The 19936-nt window shown below is 67.7% G+C and carries 21 protein-coding genes and 1 tRNA gene; 8 read left to right on the plus strand and 14 right to left on the minus strand.

The genetic code is table 11. The annotated features are described in order from the left end of the window. The first annotated feature begins 8 nt into the window (after positions 1–8). Positions 9–347, plus strand: coding sequence for a DUF427 domain-containing protein (locus tag FL625_RS12620; RefSeq protein ID WP_149589040.1), 339 nt, complete (start codon positions 9–11; stop codon positions 345–347). Here FL625_RS12620 and FL625_RS12625 read toward each other — a convergent pair. After that, positions 334–744 carry a SufE family protein gene (locus FL625_RS12625; protein WP_149589041.1) on the minus strand — a complete coding sequence of 137 codons (411 nt, stop codon included), beginning with the start codon at positions 742–744 and terminating at the stop codon, positions 334–336. The genes FL625_RS12620 and FL625_RS12625 overlap by 14 nt on opposite strands. Before the next feature lie 122 nt (positions 745–866). Between FL625_RS12625 and FL625_RS12630 the strand changes: the two genes are divergently transcribed. Beyond that, positions 867–1325: a hypothetical protein gene (locus FL625_RS12630; RefSeq protein WP_235019405.1), complete on the plus strand. Its 459-nt coding sequence runs from the start codon at positions 867–869 to the stop codon at positions 1323–1325. Positions 1326–1409: 84 nt separating this feature from the next. Here FL625_RS12630 and rnd read toward each other — a convergent pair whose 3' ends face one another. Continuing rightward, positions 1410–2564, minus strand: a complete 1155-nt coding sequence (gene rnd, locus FL625_RS12635) for a ribonuclease D (protein WP_149589042.1) — start codon at positions 2562–2564, stop codon at positions 1410–1412. A 133-nt stretch (positions 2565–2697) separates the two neighbouring features. On the opposite strand from rnd, the gene FL625_RS12640 reads away from it, so the two are divergent. After that, positions 2698–3063 carry a YbaN family protein gene (locus FL625_RS12640; RefSeq protein WP_149589043.1) on the plus strand — a complete coding sequence of 122 codons (366 nt, stop codon included), beginning with the start codon at positions 2698–2700 and terminating at the stop codon, positions 3061–3063. Here the strand turns inward: FL625_RS12640 and purN are convergent. Together purN and purM are read right to left on the minus strand one after the other, a co-directional pair. Next, positions 3051–3641, minus strand: coding sequence for a phosphoribosylglycinamide formyltransferase (purN, locus tag FL625_RS12645; protein ID WP_149589044.1), 591 nt, complete (start codon positions 3639–3641; stop codon positions 3051–3053). The two genes, FL625_RS12640 and purN, sit on opposite strands and share 13 nt — an antisense overlap. Next, entirely contained in the window at positions 3638–4699 is a 1062-nt protein-coding gene (gene purM, locus FL625_RS12650; protein WP_149589045.1) for a phosphoribosylformylglycinamidine cyclo-ligase, read from the minus strand. The genes purN and purM overlap by 4 nt, the downstream gene beginning before the upstream one ends. A gap of 132 nt (positions 4700–4831) precedes the next feature. On the opposite strand from purM, the gene FL625_RS12655 reads away from it, so the two are divergent. After that, positions 4832–4908, plus strand: a tRNA-Ile gene (locus FL625_RS12655). Between the two features lie 9 nt (positions 4909–4917). Here FL625_RS12655 and FL625_RS12660 read toward each other — a convergent pair. From FL625_RS12660 to FL625_RS12675, 4 genes are read right to left on the minus strand one after another with little or no spacing between them, the layout of a single operon-like run. Continuing rightward, positions 4918–5889: a 2-hydroxyacid dehydrogenase gene (locus tag FL625_RS12660; RefSeq protein ID WP_149589046.1), complete on the minus strand. Its 972-nt coding sequence runs from the start codon at positions 5887–5889 to the stop codon at positions 4918–4920. Positions 5890–5906: 17 nt separating this feature from the next. Then, positions 5907–6800 carry a succinate--CoA ligase subunit alpha gene (gene sucD, locus FL625_RS12665; protein WP_149589047.1) on the minus strand — a complete coding sequence of 298 codons (894 nt, stop codon included), beginning with the start codon at positions 6798–6800 and terminating at the stop codon, positions 5907–5909. After that, complete coding sequence (locus FL625_RS12670) at positions 6800–7990, minus strand: malate--CoA ligase subunit beta (RefSeq protein WP_149589048.1); 1191 nt, start codon at positions 7988–7990, stop codon at positions 6800–6802. Before FL625_RS12670 ends, sucD begins: the two co-directional genes overlap by 1 nt. Before the next feature lie 12 nt (positions 7991–8002). Next, positions 8003–9250 (minus strand): pyridoxal-phosphate-dependent aminotransferase family protein, encoded by a 1248-nt coding sequence (locus FL625_RS12675; protein WP_149589049.1) that lies wholly within the window; start codon positions 9248–9250, stop codon positions 8003–8005. A 312-nt stretch (positions 9251–9562) separates the two neighbouring features. Here FL625_RS12675 and FL625_RS12680 point away from each other — a divergent pair, with 312 nt between their 5' ends. Together FL625_RS12680 and FL625_RS12685 are read left to right on the plus strand one after the other, a co-directional pair. Continuing rightward, positions 9563–10165, plus strand: coding sequence for a response regulator transcription factor (locus FL625_RS12680; protein ID WP_149589094.1), 603 nt, complete (start codon positions 9563–9565; stop codon positions 10163–10165). Positions 10166–10247: 82 nt separating this feature from the next. Then, complete coding sequence (locus FL625_RS12685) at positions 10248–11225, plus strand: HpcH/HpaI aldolase/citrate lyase family protein (protein WP_149589050.1); 978 nt, start codon at positions 10248–10250, stop codon at positions 11223–11225. A gap of 161 nt (positions 11226–11386) precedes the next feature. Here the strand turns inward: FL625_RS12685 and FL625_RS12690 are convergent, their stop codons facing one another. Genes FL625_RS12690 through yajC form a run of 4 tightly spaced genes read right to left on the minus strand, consistent with a single transcriptional unit; the run spans position 11387 to position 14754 of the window. Further along, positions 11387–11743 (minus strand): Mth938-like domain-containing protein, encoded by a 357-nt coding sequence (locus FL625_RS12690; protein WP_149589051.1) that lies wholly within the window; start codon positions 11741–11743, stop codon positions 11387–11389. A gap of 13 nt (positions 11744–11756) precedes the next feature. Further along, the gene (gene secF / locus FL625_RS12695) at positions 11757–12728 is read right to left on the minus strand and encodes a protein translocase subunit SecF (protein ID WP_149589052.1); all 972 of its coding nucleotides are present in this window, start codon (positions 12726–12728) and stop codon (positions 11757–11759) included. A 15-nt stretch (positions 12729–12743) separates the two neighbouring features. After that, positions 12744–14411 carry a protein translocase subunit SecD gene (gene secD, locus FL625_RS12700; protein WP_149589053.1) on the minus strand — a complete coding sequence of 556 codons (1668 nt, stop codon included), beginning with the start codon at positions 14409–14411 and terminating at the stop codon, positions 12744–12746. Positions 14412–14421: 10 nt separating this feature from the next. After that, positions 14422–14754: a preprotein translocase subunit YajC gene (gene yajC, locus FL625_RS12705; RefSeq protein ID WP_149589054.1), complete on the minus strand. Its 333-nt coding sequence runs from the start codon at positions 14752–14754 to the stop codon at positions 14422–14424. A gap of 173 nt (positions 14755–14927) precedes the next feature. Between yajC and serS the strand changes: the two genes are divergently transcribed. Next, entirely contained in the window at positions 14928–16217 is a 1290-nt protein-coding gene (gene serS / locus FL625_RS12710) for a serine--tRNA ligase (protein WP_149589055.1), read from the plus strand. 64 nt (positions 16218–16281) lie between these two features. Next, positions 16282–17004 carry a TspO-related membrane protein gene (locus tag FL625_RS12715; RefSeq protein WP_149589056.1) on the plus strand — a complete coding sequence of 241 codons (723 nt, stop codon included), beginning with the start codon at positions 16282–16284 and terminating at the stop codon, positions 17002–17004. A gap of 46 nt (positions 17005–17050) precedes the next feature. On the opposite strand, the gene der is transcribed toward FL625_RS12715, so the two are convergent. Next, complete coding sequence (der, locus tag FL625_RS12720) at positions 17051–18520, minus strand: ribosome biogenesis GTPase Der (RefSeq protein ID WP_149589057.1); 1470 nt, start codon at positions 18518–18520, stop codon at positions 17051–17053. Between the two features lie 48 nt (positions 18521–18568). Continuing rightward, on the minus strand, positions 18569–19924 hold the full coding sequence (locus FL625_RS12725; protein ID WP_235019406.1) for an outer membrane protein assembly factor BamB family protein: 1356 nt from the start codon (positions 19922–19924) through the stop codon (positions 18569–18571). Positions 19925–19936: the final 12 nt, after the last annotated feature.

A 19936-nucleotide genomic window follows, 5' to 3' on the forward strand; every position in this document is an offset into this window, starting at 1 on the left:
AGAAGACAATGGGAAGCCACATCACCATCGCGCCGATCGACGGTCCGGTCACGGTTGCGGTGGGCGATCTGCGGCTGGGCGAAAGCCGGGCGGCGCTGGAGCTGAAGGAGGGGCGTTACCCCGCAGTCACCTATGTCCCGCGCGAGGACATCGACATGTCGCGGCTGGTCAGGACCGAAAAGACCACAAACTGTCCGTGGAAGGGCCGCGCCAATTACTATTCGGTCCACAGCGAGGGTGGTCTGATCGAAAATGCAGTCTGGACCTACGAGGACCCCAAGGCCGACGTGGCCGCCATCGCGGGGTATCTGGCCTTTTACCCAAACGTGACCGTCACGCGCGGCTAGCGGCCTCTTCGCGGATGCGCTGCACCATGGCGCGAAGGCCGTTCGACCGCTGGCTGGACAGGTGGTCGTTCAGACCCAGTCGTCCAAGTTCGGCGGCGGCGTCCACCTTTGCCACCTCGGCCACCGGCAGACCGGAATAGAGCGCGTGCAGGATGGCGATCAGGCCGCGGACGATCATCGCGTCGCTGTCGCCCTGGAAATCGAAGCGACCGTCTTCGACGATGGGGCGCAGCCAGACCTGGCTGGCGCAGCCCTGGACCTTGAGCGCCGGCACCTTGAAGCTGTCGTCCATGGGCGGCATCGCCTTGCCCAGTTCGATGACATGGCGATAGCGGTCCTCCCAGTCGTCGAGGAAGTCGAAGGTCTCGGCAATCTCTTCGAAGGCTTGGCTCGCCATGGTCTGCTCCGGTCTGTGCCTGTCAGGTAAGGCGCGGGGCCGGGACAGTCCAGCCCAAGATGCGCTTTTCAAACGCGGTGCCATCGGCTACCCAAGGGGCAACGCATCAGGAAGATCGCTCCATGTCGCTGTCCCGCCGTCATCTCGTGCTTGGTCTTGCCGTCGCTGTCGCAGGCTGCGGCGGACTGCGGCAGAGCAAGCTGAACCCGTTCAACTGGTTCCGCAAATCCGAACCGCGCGAGACGATCGTGCTGCCGGAGGCCAAGGAGGACGGGCGGATCCTGGCCGAGGTCGTCATGTCGATGTCGGTCGAGCCGATGCCGGGCGGGGCCATCGTGCGGGCGCGTGGCCAGATGCCGGTCCAGGGCTACTGGAGCGCCGAGCTGGTCCCGCAGCCGCTGACCGAGGGCGGCACGCTGGTCTACGAGTTCCGGGTCTTCCCGCCCACCGGGAAAACCGCCGTGAACACGCCGCAGTCGCGGCAGGTGGACGTGGCGATCTACATTTCGAACGTCAAGCTGGAGAACGTGCGCGAGATCGTGGTGCAGGGCGCCACCAACGCGCGGGCCTCGCGGCGCTAGGCGGCTCCTGGTGCGACTGCGTCGCCTCGTCGCGGACGGCGCGAGGAGGGACGCAGTCCACGACGAGCGTCCGGGCCGGGCGGCTCAGAGCTGGACCACCCGAACCTCGCTGCCCTTCGCGGACAGGGCGATCTCGCCCTTGCAGAGGCGCATCGCATCCTCGCCAAAGGCCTCGCGCCGCCAACCGGTGAGGGCGGGCACATCGCGTTCGCCCGCCGCGATCAGGTCGAGATCGGCAGAAGAGGCGATCAGCCGGGGCGCGACCCCCAGGCTTTCCGACTTGGCCTTGAGCAGCACGCGGAGCAGGTCGGCCAGCGCGGGGTTGACCTGCAACTGCTCGCGTCCGTTTTCGACCCGCGGGATATCCTCGGGCCGCATCTCCAGCCCCTCCTTCACCGCGGCGAGGATGCCTTCCACGATCTCGGGCTTGCGGCCTTCGCGCAGGAGGAGGCGCGAGCGGCCCAGTTCCTCGGCCGTGGTGGGCTTGGTCGAGGCGAGCTCCAGCAGGGCATCGTCCTTCATCACGCGGCTGCGCGGCACGTTCTGAGCCTGGGCATAGGCCTCGCGGAAGCGGGCCAGCGCCTTGACCACGGCCAGGAAGCGGCCCGAGGTCGTGCGGGTCTTGATCCGCTGCCAGGCCTCGTCGGGGTGGATGGTATAGGTCGCGGGGTCGGTGAGGACCGCGAGTTCCTCGGCCACCCATTCGGCGCGGCCGTTCTTCCTCAACTGGCCCGCAAGCCATTCGTAGATCACCCGAAGGTGGGTCACATCGGCCAGCGCATATTCCTTCTGCGCCTCGGACAGCGGTCGGCGCGACCAGTCGGTGAAGCGCGAAGTCTTGTCCAGATCGGCGCGGGCGATCTTCTTGACCAGGGTCTCGTAGCCCACCTGTTCGCCGAAGCCGCAGACCATGGCGGCGACCTGGGTATCGAACAGGGGCCTGGGGAACACCCCGCCCTCGACGAAGAAGATTTCCAGATCCTGCCGGGCGGCGTGGAAGACCTTGACCGTCGCCTCGTGGCGGAAGAGGTCGTAGAGCGGCTCCAGTGACATGTCCGGCCCCTCGATCGGGTCGATCAGCACCGCCTCGCCCGCGCCGGGCAGGGCCATCTGGATCAGGCAGAGCTTGGACCAGTAGGTGCGTTCGCGCAGGAATTCGGTGTCGAGGGTGACGAAGGGCTGGCTCTTGGCAAGCGCGCAGTAGTCGGCGAGGTCCTCGGTCGTGGTGATCGTGCGCATGTGCCGTCCTTTCGTCGCGGGGTCATCCCGCCGGTGCAGCTGCGTCTTATGGCTTCGGGGGCGAAAAGGAAAGGGGCGGGCTTGCGGAGGCCGGCGGCGCGTGAACAAGTGGCGCGCAAGAGGGAGGCGGGCGATGCGCGGGATCTGGCTTCTGGCGGGGCTCCTGTTCCTGGGGCTGGGGCTGCTGGGCGTGGTGCTGCCCGTGCTGCCGACGACCCCCTTCATGCTGCTCGCGGCCGGATCGTTCGCCCAGTCCTCGCCCCGGCTGCATCGCTGGCTGCTGGCGCATCCGACTTTCGGCCCGCCAATCCGCAACTGGGAGGAGAACGGCGCCATTTCGCGCCCGGCCAAGCGGCTGGCGGTGGGCAGCATGGCGGCGGTCTTCGGCCTGTCGCTGATCCTGGGGCTGGGCTGGAAGATCCTGCTGGCGCAAGGCGCACTGATCGCGGCGGGCTGTGCCTTCGTCTTGACGCGGCCGGACGGGCCTCAGTCCAGGTAGACCGGCGTCCGGTCGCCCTGGACAAAGCGGCGCAGGACGGCGGGGTAGAGGCGGTGCTCCTCTTCCAGCACGCGGGTGGCAAGCGTGGCCTCGGTGTCGCCGGGCAGGATCGGCACGCGGGCCTGGCCGAGGATCGGGCCGGCATCGAGGTCGGCGGTGACCTCGTGCACGGTGCAGCCGGCATGGCTGTCGCCGGCGGCCAGCGCGCGGGCGTGGGTGTGCAGGCCGGGATATTTCGGCAGCAGCGAGGGATGGATGTTCAGCATCCGCCCCTGGTAGCGGGCGATGAAACCGGGCGTCAGGATGCGCATGAAGCCTGCGAGGCACAGGATGTCCGGCTTTGCCGCGTCGATATGGGCGGCAAGCGCCGCCTCGAAGCCCTCGCGGTCGCGGCCGAAGGGGCGGTGATCGACGGCGGCGGTCGGGATGCCCAGTGCCGCGGCCTTGGCAAGGCCACCCGCAAGCGGATCGTTCGCGGCGACGAGGACGGGTTCGGCATAGCCGCCCTGCCGCATGTCCCCGACCAGGGCCAGCATGTTCGAGCCACCCCCGGAAATCAGGATGGCGACGCGCGTCACAACAGGCGGCCCCGGTAGATCACCCCCTGCCCTTCCACGATCCGTCCGAGGCGGGTCACCGTCTCGCCCTCGGCCTGCAACAGCGCGGTGAGGGCGTCGGCCCTGTCCTCGGCAACGACAAGGATCATGCCGATGCCGCAGTTGAAGGTCTTGAGCAGTTCCGGCTCTGCCATGTTCGCGGTGGTGGCCAGCCAGCGGAACACCGGCGGCAGGTCCCAGGCGCCAAGGTCGATCTCGCAGGCCAGCCCCCCGTTTTCAGTAGGGGCGGGCAGGACGCGGGGCGGGTTTTCCGTCAGCCCGCCGCCGGTGATATGGGCGAGGCCGCGGACGCCGCCCGCCCGGATGGCGGCCAGCACCTGCCGGACGTAAAGCCGGGTGGGCGTCAGCAGCGCCGCGCCGAGGCTGCCCTCGCAGAAGGGCGAGGGCGCGTCCCAGCCGAGGCCGGACAGCTCCACCACCTTGCGCACGAAGCTGTAGCCGTTGGAATGGACGCCCGACGAGGCGAGGCCGAGCAGGACGTCACCTTTGGCCACGCCGCGCGGCAGGTCCTGCCCGCGCTCCATGGCGCCAACGGCGAAGCCGGCCAGGTCGAAATCGCCCTTGTGATACATGCCCGGCATCTCGGCCGTCTCGCCGCCGATCAGCGCGCAGCCCGAGTCCGCGCAGCCCTTGGCGATGCCCTCGACGATGCGGGCGGCCTGATCGACCTCAAGCTTGCCGGTGGCGAAATAGTCGAGGAAGAACAGCGGCTCCGCCCCCTGGCAGACGAGGTCGTTGACGCACATCGCCACGAGGTCCACGCCGATCGTGTCGACATGACCGGTGTCGATGGCGATGCGCAGCTTGGTGCCCACCCCATCGGTCGCGGCGACGAGGATCGGATCCTTGTAGCCCGCGGCCTTGAGGTCGAAGAGCGCGCCGAAGCCGCCAAGGCCGCCCATCGTGCCGGGCCGGTTCGTGGCCTTAGCCGCCGGCTTGATCCGGTCCACCAGCGCGTTTCCGGCGTCGATGTCCACGCCGGCATCGGCATAGGTCAGTCCGTTGTGCCCCGTGGTCATCTGCCTGCCCCTTCGCGCGGAATCGATCCTGCGGCCCGCATAGACGATTGCCCGCAGGCGTGCAACGCGCGCCCGCCCGGACGCCCGCCCGCTTGACCGCCCGCCCGGTTCTGCTAGGCAGGGTCCGGCTACGGGCCTGTAGCTCAATTGGTTAGAGCAGGGCGCTCATAACGCCTTGGTTGGGGGTTCGAGTCCCTCCGGGCCTACCATCTGCCTGATCAGGCGACCCGGTCCTGCGGCTCGCGCCCCTCGAAGAAGGCGGTCAGGTTCTCCAGCACGCGGAAGCCCATAGCCTCGCGCGTCTCGCGCGTGGCAGAACCGAGATGAGGCAGCAGGACCAGGTTGTCGGCGTGCAGCAGCGCGTCGGGAATGGCCGGTTCGCGTTCGAACACATCGAGCCCCGCGCCGGCGATGGTGCCGAACCAGAGCGACTGGGCCAGCGCGTGTTCGTCCACCACCTCGCCGCGGGCGGTGTTGATGAGGAAGGCCGTGGGCTTCATCAGGTCCAGCCGCCGGGCGTTGATGAGGTGGCGGTTTGCGGCACCGCCGGGGCAATGCAGCGAGACGAAATCGCATTGCGGCAGCAGGTCCTCGATCGTGGGGACCTGGACCGCGTTGTAGCGCGCCAGCACCTCCGGGGCGACCGCGGAGCGGTTCTGCACCAGGATCTTCATGCCGAAGCCGAAATGCGCCCGCTGCGCCATGGCCTGCCCGATGCGGCCGAAGCCGATGATGCCGAGCGTCGCGCCCGAGACCTTGGTGCCGATCAGATGGGTCGGGCGCCACCCGCTCCAGCGGCCCTCGCGCAGTTCCCGCTCGCCCTCGCCCGCCCGGCGCGCGACCATCAGCATCAGCGTCATCGCGATGTCGGCGGTGCATTCCGACAGCACATCGGGCGTGTTGGTGACGGCAATCCCGCGCGCCCTGGCGGCCTCGGTGTCGATGTGGGAGAACCCGACGCCGTAGTTGGCGAGGATGCGGGTGCGCGGGGTCCCCGCCTCGAAGACCGTGGCGGGCAGCCTGTCGGTGACGGTGGGGAGGATGGCGTCGTAGCGGGTCATGGCCTCGCGGAAGTCGGCCTCGGTGAGCGGCTTGTCGGCCTGGTTGAGATCGACATCGAAGTTCGCGGCCATCCGCGCCTCGACCGCCTGCGGCCAGCGGCGCGTGACCAGGACCTTGGGCTTGTTCATCCTCCCCTTCCCTCTTTTCAGGCGGCGCGCTTGGCCATGACCTTGGCCACGGTCTCGCCGATCACGCTCGGGTTTTCGGCGACGGTAACGCCGGCGGCGGTGAGAATTTCCACCTTTTCCGACGCGCTTTCCCCGAAGGCCGAGATGATCGCACCCGCGTGGCCCATGGTGCGGCCCTTCGGCGCGGTGAGGCCCGCGATATAGGCGATGACCGGCTTGGTCATGTGGTTCTGGATGTATTCGGCGGCTTCGGCCTCTTGCGGCCCGCCGATCTCGCCGATCATGCAGACGACATGCGTGTCGGGGTCGGCCTCGAAGCGTTCGAGGATGTCGCGGAAGGACGAGCCGTTGATCGGGTCGCCGCCGATGCCCACAGAGGTCGAGACGCCGATGCCCCGGTCCTTCAGCTGCTGGGCGGCCTCATAGCCCAGCGTGCCCGAGCGGCTGACGATGCCGACATGGCCCTGGAGGTAGATGTGGCCCGGCATGATGCCGAGAAGCGCCTTGCCGGGGCTGATGGTGCCGGCGCAGTTCGGGCCCGTGAGGACCATGCGGCGTTCGCGGGGGTAGCGCAGCATGTAGCGCTTCACGCGGATCATGTCCTGCGCCGGGATCCCGTCGGTGATGCAGACGCAGTAGCGGATGCCCCCGTCGGCGGCTTCCATGATCGAGTCGGCGGCAAAGGGCGGCGGCACGAAGACGAGGCTGGTGTCGCAGGAGGTGGCGGCGACGGCCTCTTTCATCGTGTTGAACACGGGGATGCCCATGACGGTTTCCCCGCCCTTGCCCGGGACCACCCCCGCGACGACATTGGTGCCGTAGTCGAGCATTTCCTTGGTGTGGAACTGCGCCATGCGGCCGGTGATGCCCTGCACGACGACGCGGCTGGAACGGTCGAGAAAGATGCTCATCACACGGCCCTCATCAGGTGCTTGCGGTCGTTCTTCCAGGCGATCACGGCGCGTTCGGCGGCCTCCATCAGCGTGTTGGCGCGAATGATCGGCAGGCCGGACTGGGCGAGGATCTTCTGGCCTTCCTCGACGTTGGTGCCGGAGAGGCGGACGATCACGGGCACGTCCACGGGTTCCGCCTTCAGCGCCTGCACGACGCCCTCGGCCACCCAATCGCAGCGGTTGATGCCGGCGAAGATGTTCACAAGGACCGCCTGCACGTTCTTGTCGGACATCACCAGGCGGAAGGCTTTGGCCACCCGTTCCGGCGTGGCGCCACCGCCGATGTCGAGGAAGTTGGCGGGCTCACCCCCGGCCAGCTTGATCGTGTCCATCGTCGCCATCGCGAGGCCCGCACCGTTGACGATGCAGCCGATGTTACCTGACAGGCCGATGTAGGCGAGGCCCCGGTCGGCGGCGCGGGCCTCGCGCGGGTCCTCCTGGCTCTTGTCGCGCAGTTCCGCGATCTGCGGGTGACGGAACAGCGCGTTGGTGTCGAAGGTCATCTTCGCGTCGAGCGCAAGGATGCGGTTGTCGGCGGTCACGACCAGCGGGTTGATTTCCACCATCGTCGCGTCAAGGTCGCGGAAGGCGCGGTAGCAGCCTTGCAGCGTGCGGACCATCTGCTGGGTCAGCGCGGCGGGAATGCCCAGCTTGAAGGCGATCTCGCGCGCCTGGAACTCCTGCAGCCCGACAGCGGGTTCGATCGAGGAGCGCACGATCGAGTCCGGCCGCGTGGCCGAGATTTCCTCGATTTCCATCCCGCCCTCGCCGGAGGCCACGATCATCACCCGCTGCGACGACCGGTCGAGGACGAAGCCGAGGTAGATTTCGCGACTGAAATCGACGGCCTGCTCGACATAGACGCGGTAGATGCCCTTGCCCTCGGGGCCGGTCTGGTGGGTGACGATCTTCTGGCCGAACATGGCCTCGCTCGCCTCGTGGATCTCGCTTTCCGAGGCGCAGAGCTTGACGCCCCCCGCCTTGCCGCGGCCCCCGGCGTGGACCTGGGCCTTGACGATCCAGCGGTCGCCCCCCAGTTCACGCGCCCGGTAGGCGGCCTGTTCGGGGCTGTAGGCCAGCGCGCCGGCGGGCACGGTGACGCCGAACTTGGCAAGGATTTCCTTGGCCTGGTATTCGTGGATGTCCATGTCTTCCTCCCGTTATTGGGCAGCGATGGCGGCGCCGTAGTGGCTTTCCAGAGCGGCAAGCGCCTGGCCCACATCGACATTCGCGCCCATCGCGTTCATCTCGGCGGCGAAGCGCACGACGATGTCGGTGATCGCGGCCTCGGACAGCTGGTTCAGGATGCCGATGCGGACCTGCACGGGTTCCGACAGCGTCGGCCAGATGCCGAAGCCCTTGGCGCGGGCATTGCCGACCAGTTCCTTCTCGCGCCCCGCCAGCGACGGCGGCAGGTTCAGGACGACGAGGCTGGTCATGTTCGAGGTGACCTCGCAGCCAAGCGAGGTGACGGCAGCGCGCAGCGCGGCCTCGTGCCGGGCATACTCGGCGGCCTTCCGGGCACGGCCATGCCGGAGGTTGATCCGCAGCGCCTCGTGGAAAGCGGCGACGGCGTAGGCGGAATGGGTGCGGTGGTAGGTGCCCGCGCCCACGTCGCGGCCATCGACGATGCCCCAGTGGCGGGCCTCGAAGATCGGATTGTGGACGAAGGTATAGCAGCCGTTCTCACGCAGGTGGGCGATGTAGCGGTCGGTGAAGCTGACCGGGGCGTAGGTCAAGGGCAGGCAAAGGACGCCCTTCTGCGGGCAGGAGGCCCAGCCCACCACGCCAGGGAAGTCGTCGATGGCGAAGTCCGCGACCCCGAGCGAGGAGACGGCATCGACCAGGCCCATCACGTCGTGGCGCAGGCAGGCATCGGAGAAGCCCTTGAGGTCGTTGATGCGGCCCGACCCGGTTTCCCAATGCGCCATCGTGGCCCACATCGGCCTGTGTTCGGCGAGCGCCCTCTCGACGATCTCGGCCGTGACCGACTGGCCGTGCGGAACCTGGATGACGGTGACGTTTGCGGGCCTGGGGTCCAGCGCGTTGGCCTTCAGATCCTCGCGGCTGGCGGCCTTGGTGCGGACGGTCAGCGCGTCGATGCCACTGAACGTGCCGTTGACGAAGCACACGACTGTGTCGCCCGGCAGGATGGCCGAGAAGAGGGCGTCAAGCCCGCTCCACCCCGTGCCGGCGACGCCGAAGGTGTAGGTGTTCGCGGTGCCCCAGACCTGCCGCAGCATGTGCTTGCACTCGATCATCCCGCGCAGCACGTCGGCTTGCATGTGGTCTGCGAGCCCGGCGTTCGCAAAGGCGGCCAGCACCCGCGCGTCGGTGTTTCCGGGGCCGGGGCCGGCGGCGAGCGTCTCCGGAATCACGAGTTGCGGATAGACTTCGGTGTCGGTCATTCGGCGCCCCTCCCAAGGCCGATGTCGGTTGGACCGTCGTCCGGGCCGATCTGGCGACGCTTCCGGGTGCAGCGGAAGAAAGGGTCGCGGGGTCTGCCGGGGACGGGATCCTTGCCGCACAGGAAAGCGGCAATCGACAAGGACGGCAACCTTCCTATATCCTGCTTTCGGATGCCTGTTCGGGTGAGGATCTACCCACCCGAACAGGTGGATATGCGGTAGTATACCGAAATGCCCCACCCGAACGGGTAGGGAGAGAGGTAGTTGATGGCGCTTTGGGACAATGACCGGGGAATGGCAGCGGTAACGCTGATGCTGGGCGACGCGAACCCGCTGATGCTGGCCGCGATGTCGGAACTCTTCGAGAAGGACCGCCGATTCTCTCTGGTGGCGACGGCGGCGACGGCCGAGGGGTTCCTGGGCATGGTGATGCGGATGCCGGTGCAGGTGGGCGTGATCGACTGGAACCTGCCGGCGCTGGGGGGCGCGCGGCTGATCGACGTGTTGCGCACCCAGGCCAACGCACCGCGGCTGGTGGTCTATGCCGAGGATACGGGCGATATCCCGAGGAAGGCCCTGGCAGCGGGGGCGGCGGGGTTCGTCTCGCGCTCTGACCCGGTAGAGCGGCTCCTGGACACCTGCGTCGCCGTGGCGAAGGGGCAGATGGTGTTCCCCTTCCTCGACATCCGCCGTCTGAAGCAGGACCCGATCGAGACCCTGTCCCCACGCGAGAGGACGCTGCTGGAAGCGCTGTCGAAAGGGCTGACGAACCGCGAGCTCGCGCGGGACCTGGAGATCAGCGAGAACACGGTGAAGTTCCACCTGTCGAACCTGTTCGAGAAGCTGGACGTAAGGAACCGGGCACAGGCAATTGCCTTCTTTTACGCCAATCGCGCCTCTCGTGGCGAAATGTGATGCATTTTCGGGCTTGACGCGGGGGGGCGCGGTCGGGGATGGGTAAGGCGGGTGCAGCTCCTACCCTGGCAGGAGCCCGAACATGTCTTTCCACGTCATCACCCAGGCCCCCGCGCGCCTGAACCGCAGCGAGCTTGCCGTTCCGGGCAGCGCCCCCCAGATGTTCGAGAAGGCCGCCGCGTCCGAGGCGGATGTGATCTTCCTCGATCTTGAAGATGCGGTTGCCCCCGATGACAAGCCGCAGGCCCGCAAGAACATCATCAAGGCGCTGAACGAGATCGACTGGGGCAGGAAGACCATGTCGGTGCGCATCAACGGCCTTGATACGCATTACATGTACCGCGACGTGGTGGATGTGGTGGAACAGGCCGGCGAGCGGCTGGATCTCATCATGATCCCCAAGGTCGGCACGGCGGCGGATGTCTATGCGGTGGACATGCTGGTCACGCAGATCGAGGACGCGAAGGGCTACAGGAAGCGGATCGGGTTCGAGCACATCATCGAGACGGCGCTGGGGATGCAGAATGTCGCCGAGATCGCGGGTGCGTCGAAGCGGAACGAGTCCCTGCATTTCGGGGTGGCGGACTATGCGGCCTCGACCCGGGCGCGCACGACGATCATCGGGGGGGTGAACCCGGATTATTCGGTGCTGACCGACAAGCTGGAGGACGGCAGCCGCGCGGTGCATTGGGGCGACATGTGGCACTATGCGCTGGCCCGGATGGTGGTGGCGGCGCGGGCGAACGGGCTGCGTCCCGTGGATGGGCCGTTCGGGGATTTCTCGGACCCCGAGGGCTACCGGGCGGCGGCGAAGCGGGCGGCGGTGCTGGGCTGCGAGGGGAAATGGGCGATCCATCCGTCGCAGATTGCCCTGGCCAACGAGGTGATGAGCCCGTCCGAGGCCGAGGTGACGCGCGCGAAGCGGATCCTCGAGGCGATGGAGAAGGCCGCGGCCGAGGGGAAGGGGGCGGTGTCGCTGGATGGGCGGCTGATCGACTATGCCTCGATCCGGCAGGCCGAGGTGCTGGTCCAGAAGGCGAAGCAGATCGCCGGGGGCTGAGGTCTGTCCGCGCGGGACAGGCCGGCGCACCCCTTGTCTTTCAAGGGCTTGTCCGTGGGCGTTCAGGATCCGGAAACCCTGATCGGGCAGCGCCGCCCCCTTCCCCACTCCCCTCCCCACGCGGGGGGAGGGGAGGCGCGGGATGGCGGGGCTTGCGGCCCCTAATCGACCGGGATCAGCGCCACGGCGACGCGGCGGCCTTCGCCGAGCAGGACATTGTAGGTGCGGGCGGCGGTGGGCGAGGCCATGACCTCGACCCCGATCCCCTGCCCTTCCAGCGCCGCGCGGAAGGCTTGCGGCACATGGGCGATGGTCGAGCCGGTGCCGACGAACAGCACGTCGATCCGGTCCACGAGCGACAGCGGCCCGGCCGTATCCTCAAGCCCGCCCCAGGGACCGGCGTCCCAAGGGGTGATCAGGCAGGGACCGCGCAGGACATGGCCCGCGACGCGGAAGAAGCCGGGGCCGTAGCCCTCGATCGCCTTTGCGCTGCCGTAGGTGACCTCGGTCAGCCGCATCGCCGCCCCCGCCTCAGGCGTCCACGTCGGCAAAATCGCTTTTCACCGACTTCTTCGGCTTGTCGCCGCGGTCCACACCCAGCATCAGGACGATGTTCTTGGCCATGTAGAGCGTGGAATAGGTCCCGAGCACAACGCCCAGAAGCATGGCGAACACGAAGCCGCGGATCACGTCGCCACCGAAGATGAAGAGCGCCATGAGCGAGAGGAAGGTTGTTGTCGCCGTCATGATCGTGCGCGACAGGGTTTCGTTCGCAGTCAGGTTCATCATGTCCCGCAGCGGCATCTGCTTGTATTTGGCGAGATTTTCCCGAAGCCGGTCGAAGATGACGACGGTGTCGTTGACCGAGTAGCCGAGGATGGTCAGCAGCGCCGCGACGATGGTCAGGTCGAACTTGATCTGGAACAGCACGAAGATGCCCACCGTGACCAGCACGTCATGGATCAGTGCTGCAACCGTGCCCACGGCGAATTGCCATTCGAACCGCACCCAGACGTAGAACAGGATCCCCGCCGAGCCCGCCAGAACCGCCAGAAGGGCCGAGGTGATGAGTTCCTGCGACACCTTCGGTCCCACCGATTCCACCGCGGGGAAGGAGATCGAGGGATCGATCTGCTGCAACGCTGCCTCGACCTCGGCGATGGTTTCCGGCGTGACGGACTCATCCCCTTCCTTGGCAGAAAGCCGGATCATCGCGACGTGCTGGTTCTCGGCGAAGGACGGGTCGAAAACCTCGGTGATCGAGACGTCGCCGAGGTCCAGCCCCTGCAGGGCCTGCCGATAGGCGCCGACATCCACCGCATTGGTGGATTCGGTGCGGATGGTCGTTCCGCCCCGGAAGTCGATGCCGAAGTTCAGCCCCATGGTGAAGATCAGCACCAGCGACAAGAGCATCGCGGCAACAGAGGCGCCGAAGGTCACCCACTGGATCTTGAAGAAGTCGATGTTGGTCTTTTCGGGAACAAGTCTCAGGCGCCAGGCCATTTTCATTTCCTCCGGTCAGACCACGATCGTCTTCGGACGCTTCCAGTCGAGATAGGTCTCGACAATAAGCCGGGTGACATAGACGGCAGTGAACATCGAGGTGAGGATCCCCAGGCCCAGCGTCACCGCAAAGCCGCGGACCGGCCCCGAGCCGAGCCAGAACATGATGAGAGCGGTCAGAAGCCCGGTCACATTCGAATCCATGATCGCCGAGAAGGCCCGGTCGAAGCCCTGCTGCATCGCGCGGCGCGGATTGGAGCCGGATCGCAGTTCCTCGCGCATGCGCTCGAAGATCAGCACGTTGGCATCGACGGCCATCCCCATGGTCAGGACGATACCGGCGATCCCCGGCAGGGTCAGCGTGGCGCCGATGGCCGACAATACCGCCACGATAAGCGCGACGTTGATTGCGAGCGCAATGTTGGCGAAGACCCCGAACATGCCATAGGAGGCGATCATGTAGGCGATGACGGCGATCATGCCGATCAGGGCGGCGGCGCGGCCGGCATCGATGGAGTCCTGCCCCAGTTCCGGCCCGATGGTGCGTTCTTCGAGGAAGGTCATTTCGGCCGGTAGCGCACCGGCGCGCAGAAGGACGGCCAGACGGGTCGATTCCTCGACGCTGAAATTCCCGGTGATGATGCCCGATCCGCCGGGGATGTGGCTCTGGATCACCGGGGCCGAGATCACCTCGCCGTCCAGCACGATGGCGAAGGGCGCGCCTATGTTGGCGGCGGTATAGTCGCCGAACTTGCGCGCGCCGGTGGTATCGAACCGGAAGCTGACCGCCGGGCGGCCGTTCTGGTCGAAGGAAGGCTGGGCATCGACGAGATCTTCCCCCGAAACCACGGGGGCATCCTCGACGATGTAGTAGATGCCGGGCTCGTCCATCGAGGGCAAGAGGACGTTGCGCGCGCCGGGCGAGGCGCCGGCGTCGGTGGTGCGGCTAACCACCGCATTGAACGAAAGCTTCGCGGTCTGGCCGATCAGCGCCTTCAACTCCTGCGCCGAGCCGATGCCGGGCACCTGGATCAGGATGCGGTCCTCGCCCTGGCGCTGGATCGTGGGTTCGCGGGTGCCGGCCTCGTCCACGCGGCGGCGGATGATTTCCAGCGACTGCTGGATGGTGCGCTGGTCGGTGGCCTGCTTTTCGGCATCCGACAGGCGCACGACGATGTCGTTGCCTTCGGCGGTCACGTCCAGAGTGCTTTGCCCGATGCCGGTCAGCGACATCACGCTGGAGCCAAGGGCACGCACGGCCTCGATCGCGGCGGGCATGCCGGCGGGGTTCTCCAGCGTCACGCGCAGCACGTCGTCGGGCGAGGGCGCACGGCGCACCGCGCCGACCTGGTCGCGCAAGGGCCGCAGCGCATCGCGCACCTCGGGCCAGAGCGAATCCATCCGCGACTTGTAGACATCCTCGACCTTGACCTCGGCCAGAAGATGCGCGCCGCCGCGCAGGTCGAGGCCCAGGTTCATCAGCGCCGAGGGCAGGAAGCCCGGCCACTCGGCACGCGCGGCCTCCTGTTCGGGGGTGGCGACACCGCCGGCGGCCTCGATGGCGGCAACGGCGTCATTGTGGCGCTCGACCCTGCCGTAGAACAGGTTGGGGATTGCCGCGACGATCCCCCAACCGCAGATCAGCAGGATGAGGATCCGCTTCCAGAGCGCCATCGATTCCATGTGTCCGGTCTCAGCTTGCGGCGGGTTCGGTCTTGTTCAGCACCTGGGTGATGGTGTGCTTGACCACCTTCACCTTGACGCCCTCGGCGATCTCGACCTCGATCTTGCCGTCGTCCTGCACCTTGGAGACCTTGCCGATGATCCCGCCCGAGGTGATGACCTCGTCGCCCCGGCGCAGCGCGTCCACCATGGCGCGGTGTTCCTTCATCTTCTTCTGCTGCGGGCGGATCAGCAGGAAATAGAAGATGACGAAGATCAGGATGATCGGCAGGAACTGGGCGAACACGGCGGCGCCTCCGGGGGCGGCGCCGGCGGCTTGCGCGAAGGCGGGGGTGGCGAACATGGACATCCTCTCTGGCCGGATCGGGAGGCTTCAGGTGCCGCCCCGTTTGCGATTGTCGGGTCATGTAAGCCCTTTCGCCGCGCTTTGCCAGAGGGGGCGCGACAGGCGGTGCCTTCCCCCTTGCGGCGGAATGGGGCATAAGCGCCGGCGTAGCTTTTCGTTGGGGCCAGACCATGCACGACATCCGCTTCATCCGCGAGAACCCGGACGCCTTCGACAGGGCCCTGGCGAGGCGGGGGCTGGCGCCGATGGCGGCAGAGCTTCTGGCGATCGACGAGGCGCGGCGGGCAAAGATCCTGGCGGCGGAAACCGCGGCAGCGGCGCAGAACGCGGCCTCGAAGGAGGTGGGGGCGGCGAAGGCGCGCGGGGATCAGGCCGAGTTCGAAAGGCTGCGGGCGCTGGTGGCCGAGAAGAAGGCCGAAGGTGCGCGGCTGACCGAGGAGGCGGCGGCCGAGGACGCGCGGCTCCGCGATGCCCTGATGCGCATCCCGAACATGGCGCTGGACGAGGTGCCCGAGGGGCCGGACGAGAGCGGCAACGTGGAGATCCGGCGCTGGGGCACGCCTCGGGCGATGGACTTCAAGCCCTTGGAACATTTCGACATTCCGGCCGCAAAGGGGGGGCTCGACTTTGCGACGGCGGCGAAGCTGTCCGGCAGCCGTTTCGTCGTGATGCGCGGCGCGGTGGCGCGGGTGCATCGGGCGCTGGCGCAGTTCATGCTGGATCTGCATACGTCCGAGCATGGTCTGGCCGAGACCTGGACCCCGGTCCTCGTCAAGGAAGAGGCGATGTATGGCACCAACCAGCTGCCGAAGTTCGCCGAGGACAGCTATCAGACCACCAACGGCTGGTGGCTGATCCCGACCTCGGAAGTCACGCTGACCAATTCGGTCGCGGGCGACATCCTGGACGAGGCCGCGCTGCCGATCCGGCTGACCGCGCATACGCATTGCTTCCGGTCCGAAGCGGGCTCGGCGGGGAAGGACACCACCGGCATGCTGCGGCAGCACCAGTTCGAGAAGGTCGAGATGGTGACGATCTGCACGCCCGAAACGGCGCTGGCCGAACACGAACGCATGACCAAATGCGCGGAGGCCGTGCTGGAGCGGCTGGGCCTGCCCTACCGGACCATCGTCCTGTGCACCGGCGACATGGGATTCGGCGCACAGAAGACGCATGACCTCGAGGTCTGGCTGCCCGGCCAGAACACCTATCGCGAGATTTCCAGCGTCTCGACCTGCGGCCAGTTCCAGGCGCGGCGGATGAACGCGCGCTATCGCCCGGCGGGCGGGAAACCGGAATTCGTGGCGACGCTGAACGGATCGGGTCTGGCGGTCGGGCGCTGCCTGATCGCGGTGCTGGAGAACGGGCAGGAGGCCGACGGGTCCGTGACCTTGCCGGCGGCGCTGGCGCCCTATCTTGGCGGCAAGACCCGGATCACGGCGGACGGCGTGCTGGCCTGAGGACCGGGGAACCATAGGCGGTGCGGGGCGTTATGCCCTGCCCGTCCACAGCGAAAAGACCCGAATGACACTCGCGTCTGCCCTTGTCCTGCTTCTTGCCGCGCTTGCCTTTGCCTTGGCTCCGATCATCACCCCCCCGTTCACCGGCTATGACCCGGGCCAGTTCCCTGTCGAGATCGCACAACCGGCAGTGCAGCCGGCGGGCTATGCCTTTGCGATCTGGTCTCTGATCTACCTGTGGCTGATCCTGCATGCCGCCTTCGGCCTGTGGAAGCGGCAGCGGCATCCGGCCTGGGTGCGCGTGCGCCCGGCGCTGACGCTGGCGGTGGTGCTGGGAACGGTGTGGCTCGCGATAGCGGCCTCGAGCCCTTTCTGGGCGACCGTGGTGATCCTGGTGATGGCGGGGGCGGCGATCCTGGCCTTCCTGCAGGCGCCGACCGAGCCCGACCGCTGGCTCCTCTCTGCCCCGCTGGCGATCTTCGCGGGCTGGCTGACGGCGGCCTCGGCGGTCTCGACCGGGGTTCTGCTGGCCGGCTACGGCTATCTCGGCAATGAGGAGGCGGCCTATGACATGATGGCCGCCGTGCTGATCCTGGGCGTGCTGGTGCAATGGCGCAAGCCCCGGATGCCGGTCTATGGCCTGACGCTGGCCTGGGCGCTGGTCGGGATCGGCGTGGCGAACTGGGGCAGCGGCACGCCGGTGGCCTGGGTGGCCTTCGGGATAGCCGCCCTGACGCTGGTCGCGGTCAGTCTGCTGGCGCGACGGGGTAAGGGTCAAATTCCTTGAGCAAGGAATTTTCCTAGAATTTTCCTAAAAATTCTTGGGGTTGGCCTTACTGCCCGGTGTTCTTTTCCTTGTGCTTGCGCAGGCGGCTTGGCGTGTGGAACTTGCGGTCCTTCCAGGGGTTCTGGTCGCCCTGGCTGCGCAGGAAGAGCCGGATCGGCGTGCCCGGCATGTCGAAATGGTCGCGGAGCCCGTTCACCAGATAGCGCTTGTAGCTTTCCGGCAGTTCGTCGGGCCGCGAGCATTTGATGACGAAGCCCGGCGGCCTTGTCTTTGCCTGCGTCATGTAGCGCAACTTGATCCGGTGGCCGCCGGGCGCGGGCGGCGGGTGCGCCTCGGTCATGGCGCCGAGCCAGCTGTTCAGCTTTGCGGTCGGCACGCGCCGGTTCCACACATCATGCGCCTTCAGGATCGCGTCGTGCAGGCGGTCGAGGCCGCGGCCCGTCTTGGCGCTGACGGTGACGAGCGGCGCACCGCGTAGCTGCGGGAGAAGGCGTTCGAACATCTCCTTCAGCTCGGCCAGCTTTTCCTGCTTGTCGTCCTCGAGATCCCACTTGTTGACCGCGACCACGACCGCGCGGCCTTCGGTTTCGGCGAAGTCGGCGATGCGCAGGTCCTGCACCTCGAAGGGGATTTCCACGTCGAGAAGGACGACCACCACCTCGGCGAAGCGCACGGCGCGCAGGCCGTCGGCGACGGACAGCTTTTCCAGCTTTTCCACCACCTTCGCCTTCTTGCGCATGCCGGCGGTATCCCAGATGCGGATCGGCGTCCCCATCCAGTCGGCGCGGACCGAGATCGCGTCGCGGGTGATGCCGGCCTCGGGACCGGTCAGCATCCGGTCGGTGCCGAGGATCCTGTTGATGAGCGTGGACTTCCCGGCATTCGGGCGGCCGATGACGGCGATCTGGAGGGGCTTCGCGGCGGTGGGCTTGTGGGCGGTCTCGTCGGCCTCGAGCTCGGCGTCCTCTTCCGAGATGTCGGTGTCGGTCTCGGGCAGCATCTCGGCTTCGCGGGGGGCGAATTCCGCCTCGAAGGGTTTGAGCGCGCGGTAGAGGTCGTCCATCCCCTCGCCGTGTTCGGCAGAAAGGCGGATGGGTTCGCCGAGGCCGAGGGACCAGGCCTCCAGCGCGCCTGCATCGCCCGCCTTGCCCTCGGCCTTGTTGACGCCGAGGAGCACGCGGGCGGCCTTCTTGCGCAGGATGTCGGCGAAGACCTCATCCGAGGGGGTGACGCCCACGCGCCCGTCGATCAGGAACAGGCAGACATCGGCCATGTCCACCGCGCGTTCGGTCAGGCGGCGCATGCGGCCTTGCAGGCTGTCGTCGGTGACCTCTTCCAGACCGGCGGTGTCGATGACGGTGAAGCGGAGGTCGAAGAGCTTGGCATCGCCCTCGCGCAGGTCGCGGGTCACGCCGGGCTGGTCATCGACCAGCGCAAGCTTGCGGCCGACGAGCCGGTTGAAGAGCGTCGATTTGCCCACATTCGGGCGGCCCACGATGGCGAGGGTGAAGGTCATGGCCTGCGTCCGTTCTGCGCGAAGCCGCCCCGCTACACCGGTTTGCCGTCAGCGGAAAGCGTGAAGTTGCCCGTTGCCCCCGACGACATAGAGCGTGCCCCCCGCCACCGCCGGCTGCGCGGCCGCGCCGCCGGGAATCTCGGCGGTGTAGGTCAAGGCGCCATTGGCCGGGTCGAAGGCGCGCAACAGGCCGTCCGAGGAGACGACCATGATCCGCCCGCCGGCCATCACCGGCCCGTAATGGGCGAAGATGCCCTTGCGGCGCTTGATCTTGTCCTTGGTGAAATAGGGCATCTCGACCGACCAGATCGGCTCGCCGGTGGCGGCGTCGAGGCGGACGAGTTTCGCCTCGTCGTTGACCAGGAAGATCGAGCCGCCCGCGACCGCGACGGGGCCGAGCGCACCCTCGCCCGCCGACCAGATGCGTTCGCCCGAGGCGGCGGACATGGCGACGGTGCGACCCGAGCCGGAGCCGGCATAGAGCACCTTGCCCGCGATCACGGCATCGCCGGTCACGTCGGGGGTGAGCGCATAGGCGCGGCCGAGCCGCTTGCCGGCCAGCGAGGCCTGCCAGATCTTGGTGCCGCCGCCGATCTTCAGGACCGCCATCAGATCGCCGCCCGAGGAGGGGAAGATCACCGCGCGGTCGCCGATGGTGGGGGCGGCAGTGCCGACATAGGCCGCACGGCCCGGCGTGCCGACGACCTGCCAGATCACCTTGCCGTCCTTGGCGTCCACGGCCCAGGCCGAACCGTCGCGGCCCGCGACATAGACCGCATTGCCGTCCGAGGCCGGCGCCCCGCTGATCGGGGCATCGACGCGCTGGCGCCAGAGCACCGCGCCCGAGGCGGCATCCAATGCGACCAGTTCGCCATAGCCGGTGGTGGCGAAGACCCGCCCCCCCGCGGTGGCAAGGCCGCCTGCCGACTGGCCGCCGCCCCGGTCGAAGGACGCGGTCAGGTCGGCAGTCCAGAGCGTGGCGCCGCCGGTCGAGGTGGCGGTGACGGTGGTGCCGGAATCGATGGTGAATACGCGACCATCGGCCACGACCGGCGCTGCGGCGATGCGATTCCTGCGGCTGGAGCCAGCCCCGACATCTGCGGACCAGACCCGTTGCGGGGTCGCGGACAGCGCGGCATGCGGCATCAGGTGGCGGGCATTGCCGGCGCGGTGCGTCCAGTCGCCGCCGGTCTGCGGACCAAGCGAAATGGCGACGCTCTGATTTTCGGGCGCCGCCGGCGCGGTGGGTGCGGGTTGGCCTTCCACAGGGATGCTGGCCTCAAGATCGGCGCGCACCGGGAACCGTTCGCCTTGCAGGATCACTTCCCTTTCGCCGCAGGCCGCCAGAAGCGCCAGAAGCCCCACGCCGGTCACCAGCCTGCCGCCCATCCGTCTGACCTTCATGACTGCCACCTG

It is taken from the genome of Tabrizicola flagellatus, assembly GCF_008271465.1.
Taxonomy (GTDB): domain Bacteria; phylum Pseudomonadota; class Alphaproteobacteria; order Rhodobacterales; family Rhodobacteraceae; genus Tabrizicola; species Tabrizicola flagellata.

Bases quoted from the DNA above. Each gene is read 5' to 3' on its own strand.
- FL625_RS12715 (WP_149589056.1), top strand. From the start codon at position 16,282: ATGACACTCGCGTCTGCCCTTGTCCTGCTTCTTGCCGCGCTTGCCTTT.
- FL625_RS12620 (WP_149589040.1), top strand. From the start codon at position 9: ATGGGAAGCCACATCACCATCGCGCCGATCGACGGTCCGGTCACGGTT.
- FL625_RS12725 (WP_235019406.1), bottom strand. From the start codon at position 19,924: ATGAAGGTCAGACGGATGGGCGGCAGGCTGGTGACCGGCGTGGGGCTT.
- FL625_RS12680 (WP_149589094.1), top strand. From the start codon at position 9,563: ATGCTGGGCGACGCGAACCCGCTGATGCTGGCCGCGATGTCGGAACTC.
- serS (WP_149589055.1), top strand. From the start codon at position 14,928: ATGCACGACATCCGCTTCATCCGCGAGAACCCGGACGCCTTCGACAGG.
- secD (WP_149589053.1), bottom strand. From the start codon at position 14,411: ATGGAATCGATGGCGCTCTGGAAGCGGATCCTCATCCTGCTGATCTGC.
- FL625_RS12685 (WP_149589050.1), top strand. From the start codon at position 10,248: ATGTCTTTCCACGTCATCACCCAGGCCCCCGCGCGCCTGAACCGCAGC.
- secF (WP_149589052.1), bottom strand. From the start codon at position 12,728: ATGGCCTGGCGCCTGAGACTTGTTCCCGAAAAGACCAACATCGACTTC.
- FL625_RS12660 (WP_149589046.1), bottom strand. From the start codon at position 5,889: ATGAACAAGCCCAAGGTCCTGGTCACGCGCCGCTGGCCGCAGGCGGTC.
- sucD (WP_149589047.1), bottom strand. From the start codon at position 6,800: ATGAGCATCTTTCTCGACCGTTCCAGCCGCGTCGTCGTGCAGGGCATC.
- FL625_RS12690 (WP_149589051.1), bottom strand. From the start codon at position 11,743: ATGCGGCTGACCGAGGTCACCTACGGCAGCGCAAAGGCGATCGAGGGC.
- purM (WP_149589045.1), bottom strand. From the start codon at position 4,699: ATGACCACGGGGCACAACGGACTGACCTATGCCGATGCCGGCGTGGAC.
- FL625_RS12625 (WP_149589041.1), bottom strand. From the start codon at position 744: ATGGCGAGCCAAGCCTTCGAAGAGATTGCCGAGACCTTCGACTTCCTC.
- FL625_RS12675 (WP_149589049.1), bottom strand. From the start codon at position 9,250: ATGACCGACACCGAAGTCTATCCGCAACTCGTGATTCCGGAGACGCTC.
- rnd (WP_149589042.1), bottom strand. From the start codon at position 2,564: ATGCGCACGATCACCACGACCGAGGACCTCGCCGACTACTGCGCGCTT.
- FL625_RS12670 (WP_149589048.1), bottom strand. From the start codon at position 7,990: ATGGACATCCACGAATACCAGGCCAAGGAAATCCTTGCCAAGTTCGGC.
- FL625_RS12640 (WP_149589043.1), top strand. From the start codon at position 2,698: ATGCGCGGGATCTGGCTTCTGGCGGGGCTCCTGTTCCTGGGGCTGGGG.
- der (WP_149589057.1), bottom strand. From the start codon at position 18,520: ATGACCTTCACCCTCGCCATCGTGGGCCGCCCGAATGTGGGCAAATCG.
- FL625_RS12630 (WP_235019405.1), top strand. From the start codon at position 867: ATGTCGCTGTCCCGCCGTCATCTCGTGCTTGGTCTTGCCGTCGCTGTC.
- yajC (WP_149589054.1), bottom strand. From the start codon at position 14,754: ATGTTCGCCACCCCCGCCTTCGCGCAAGCCGCCGGCGCCGCCCCCGGA.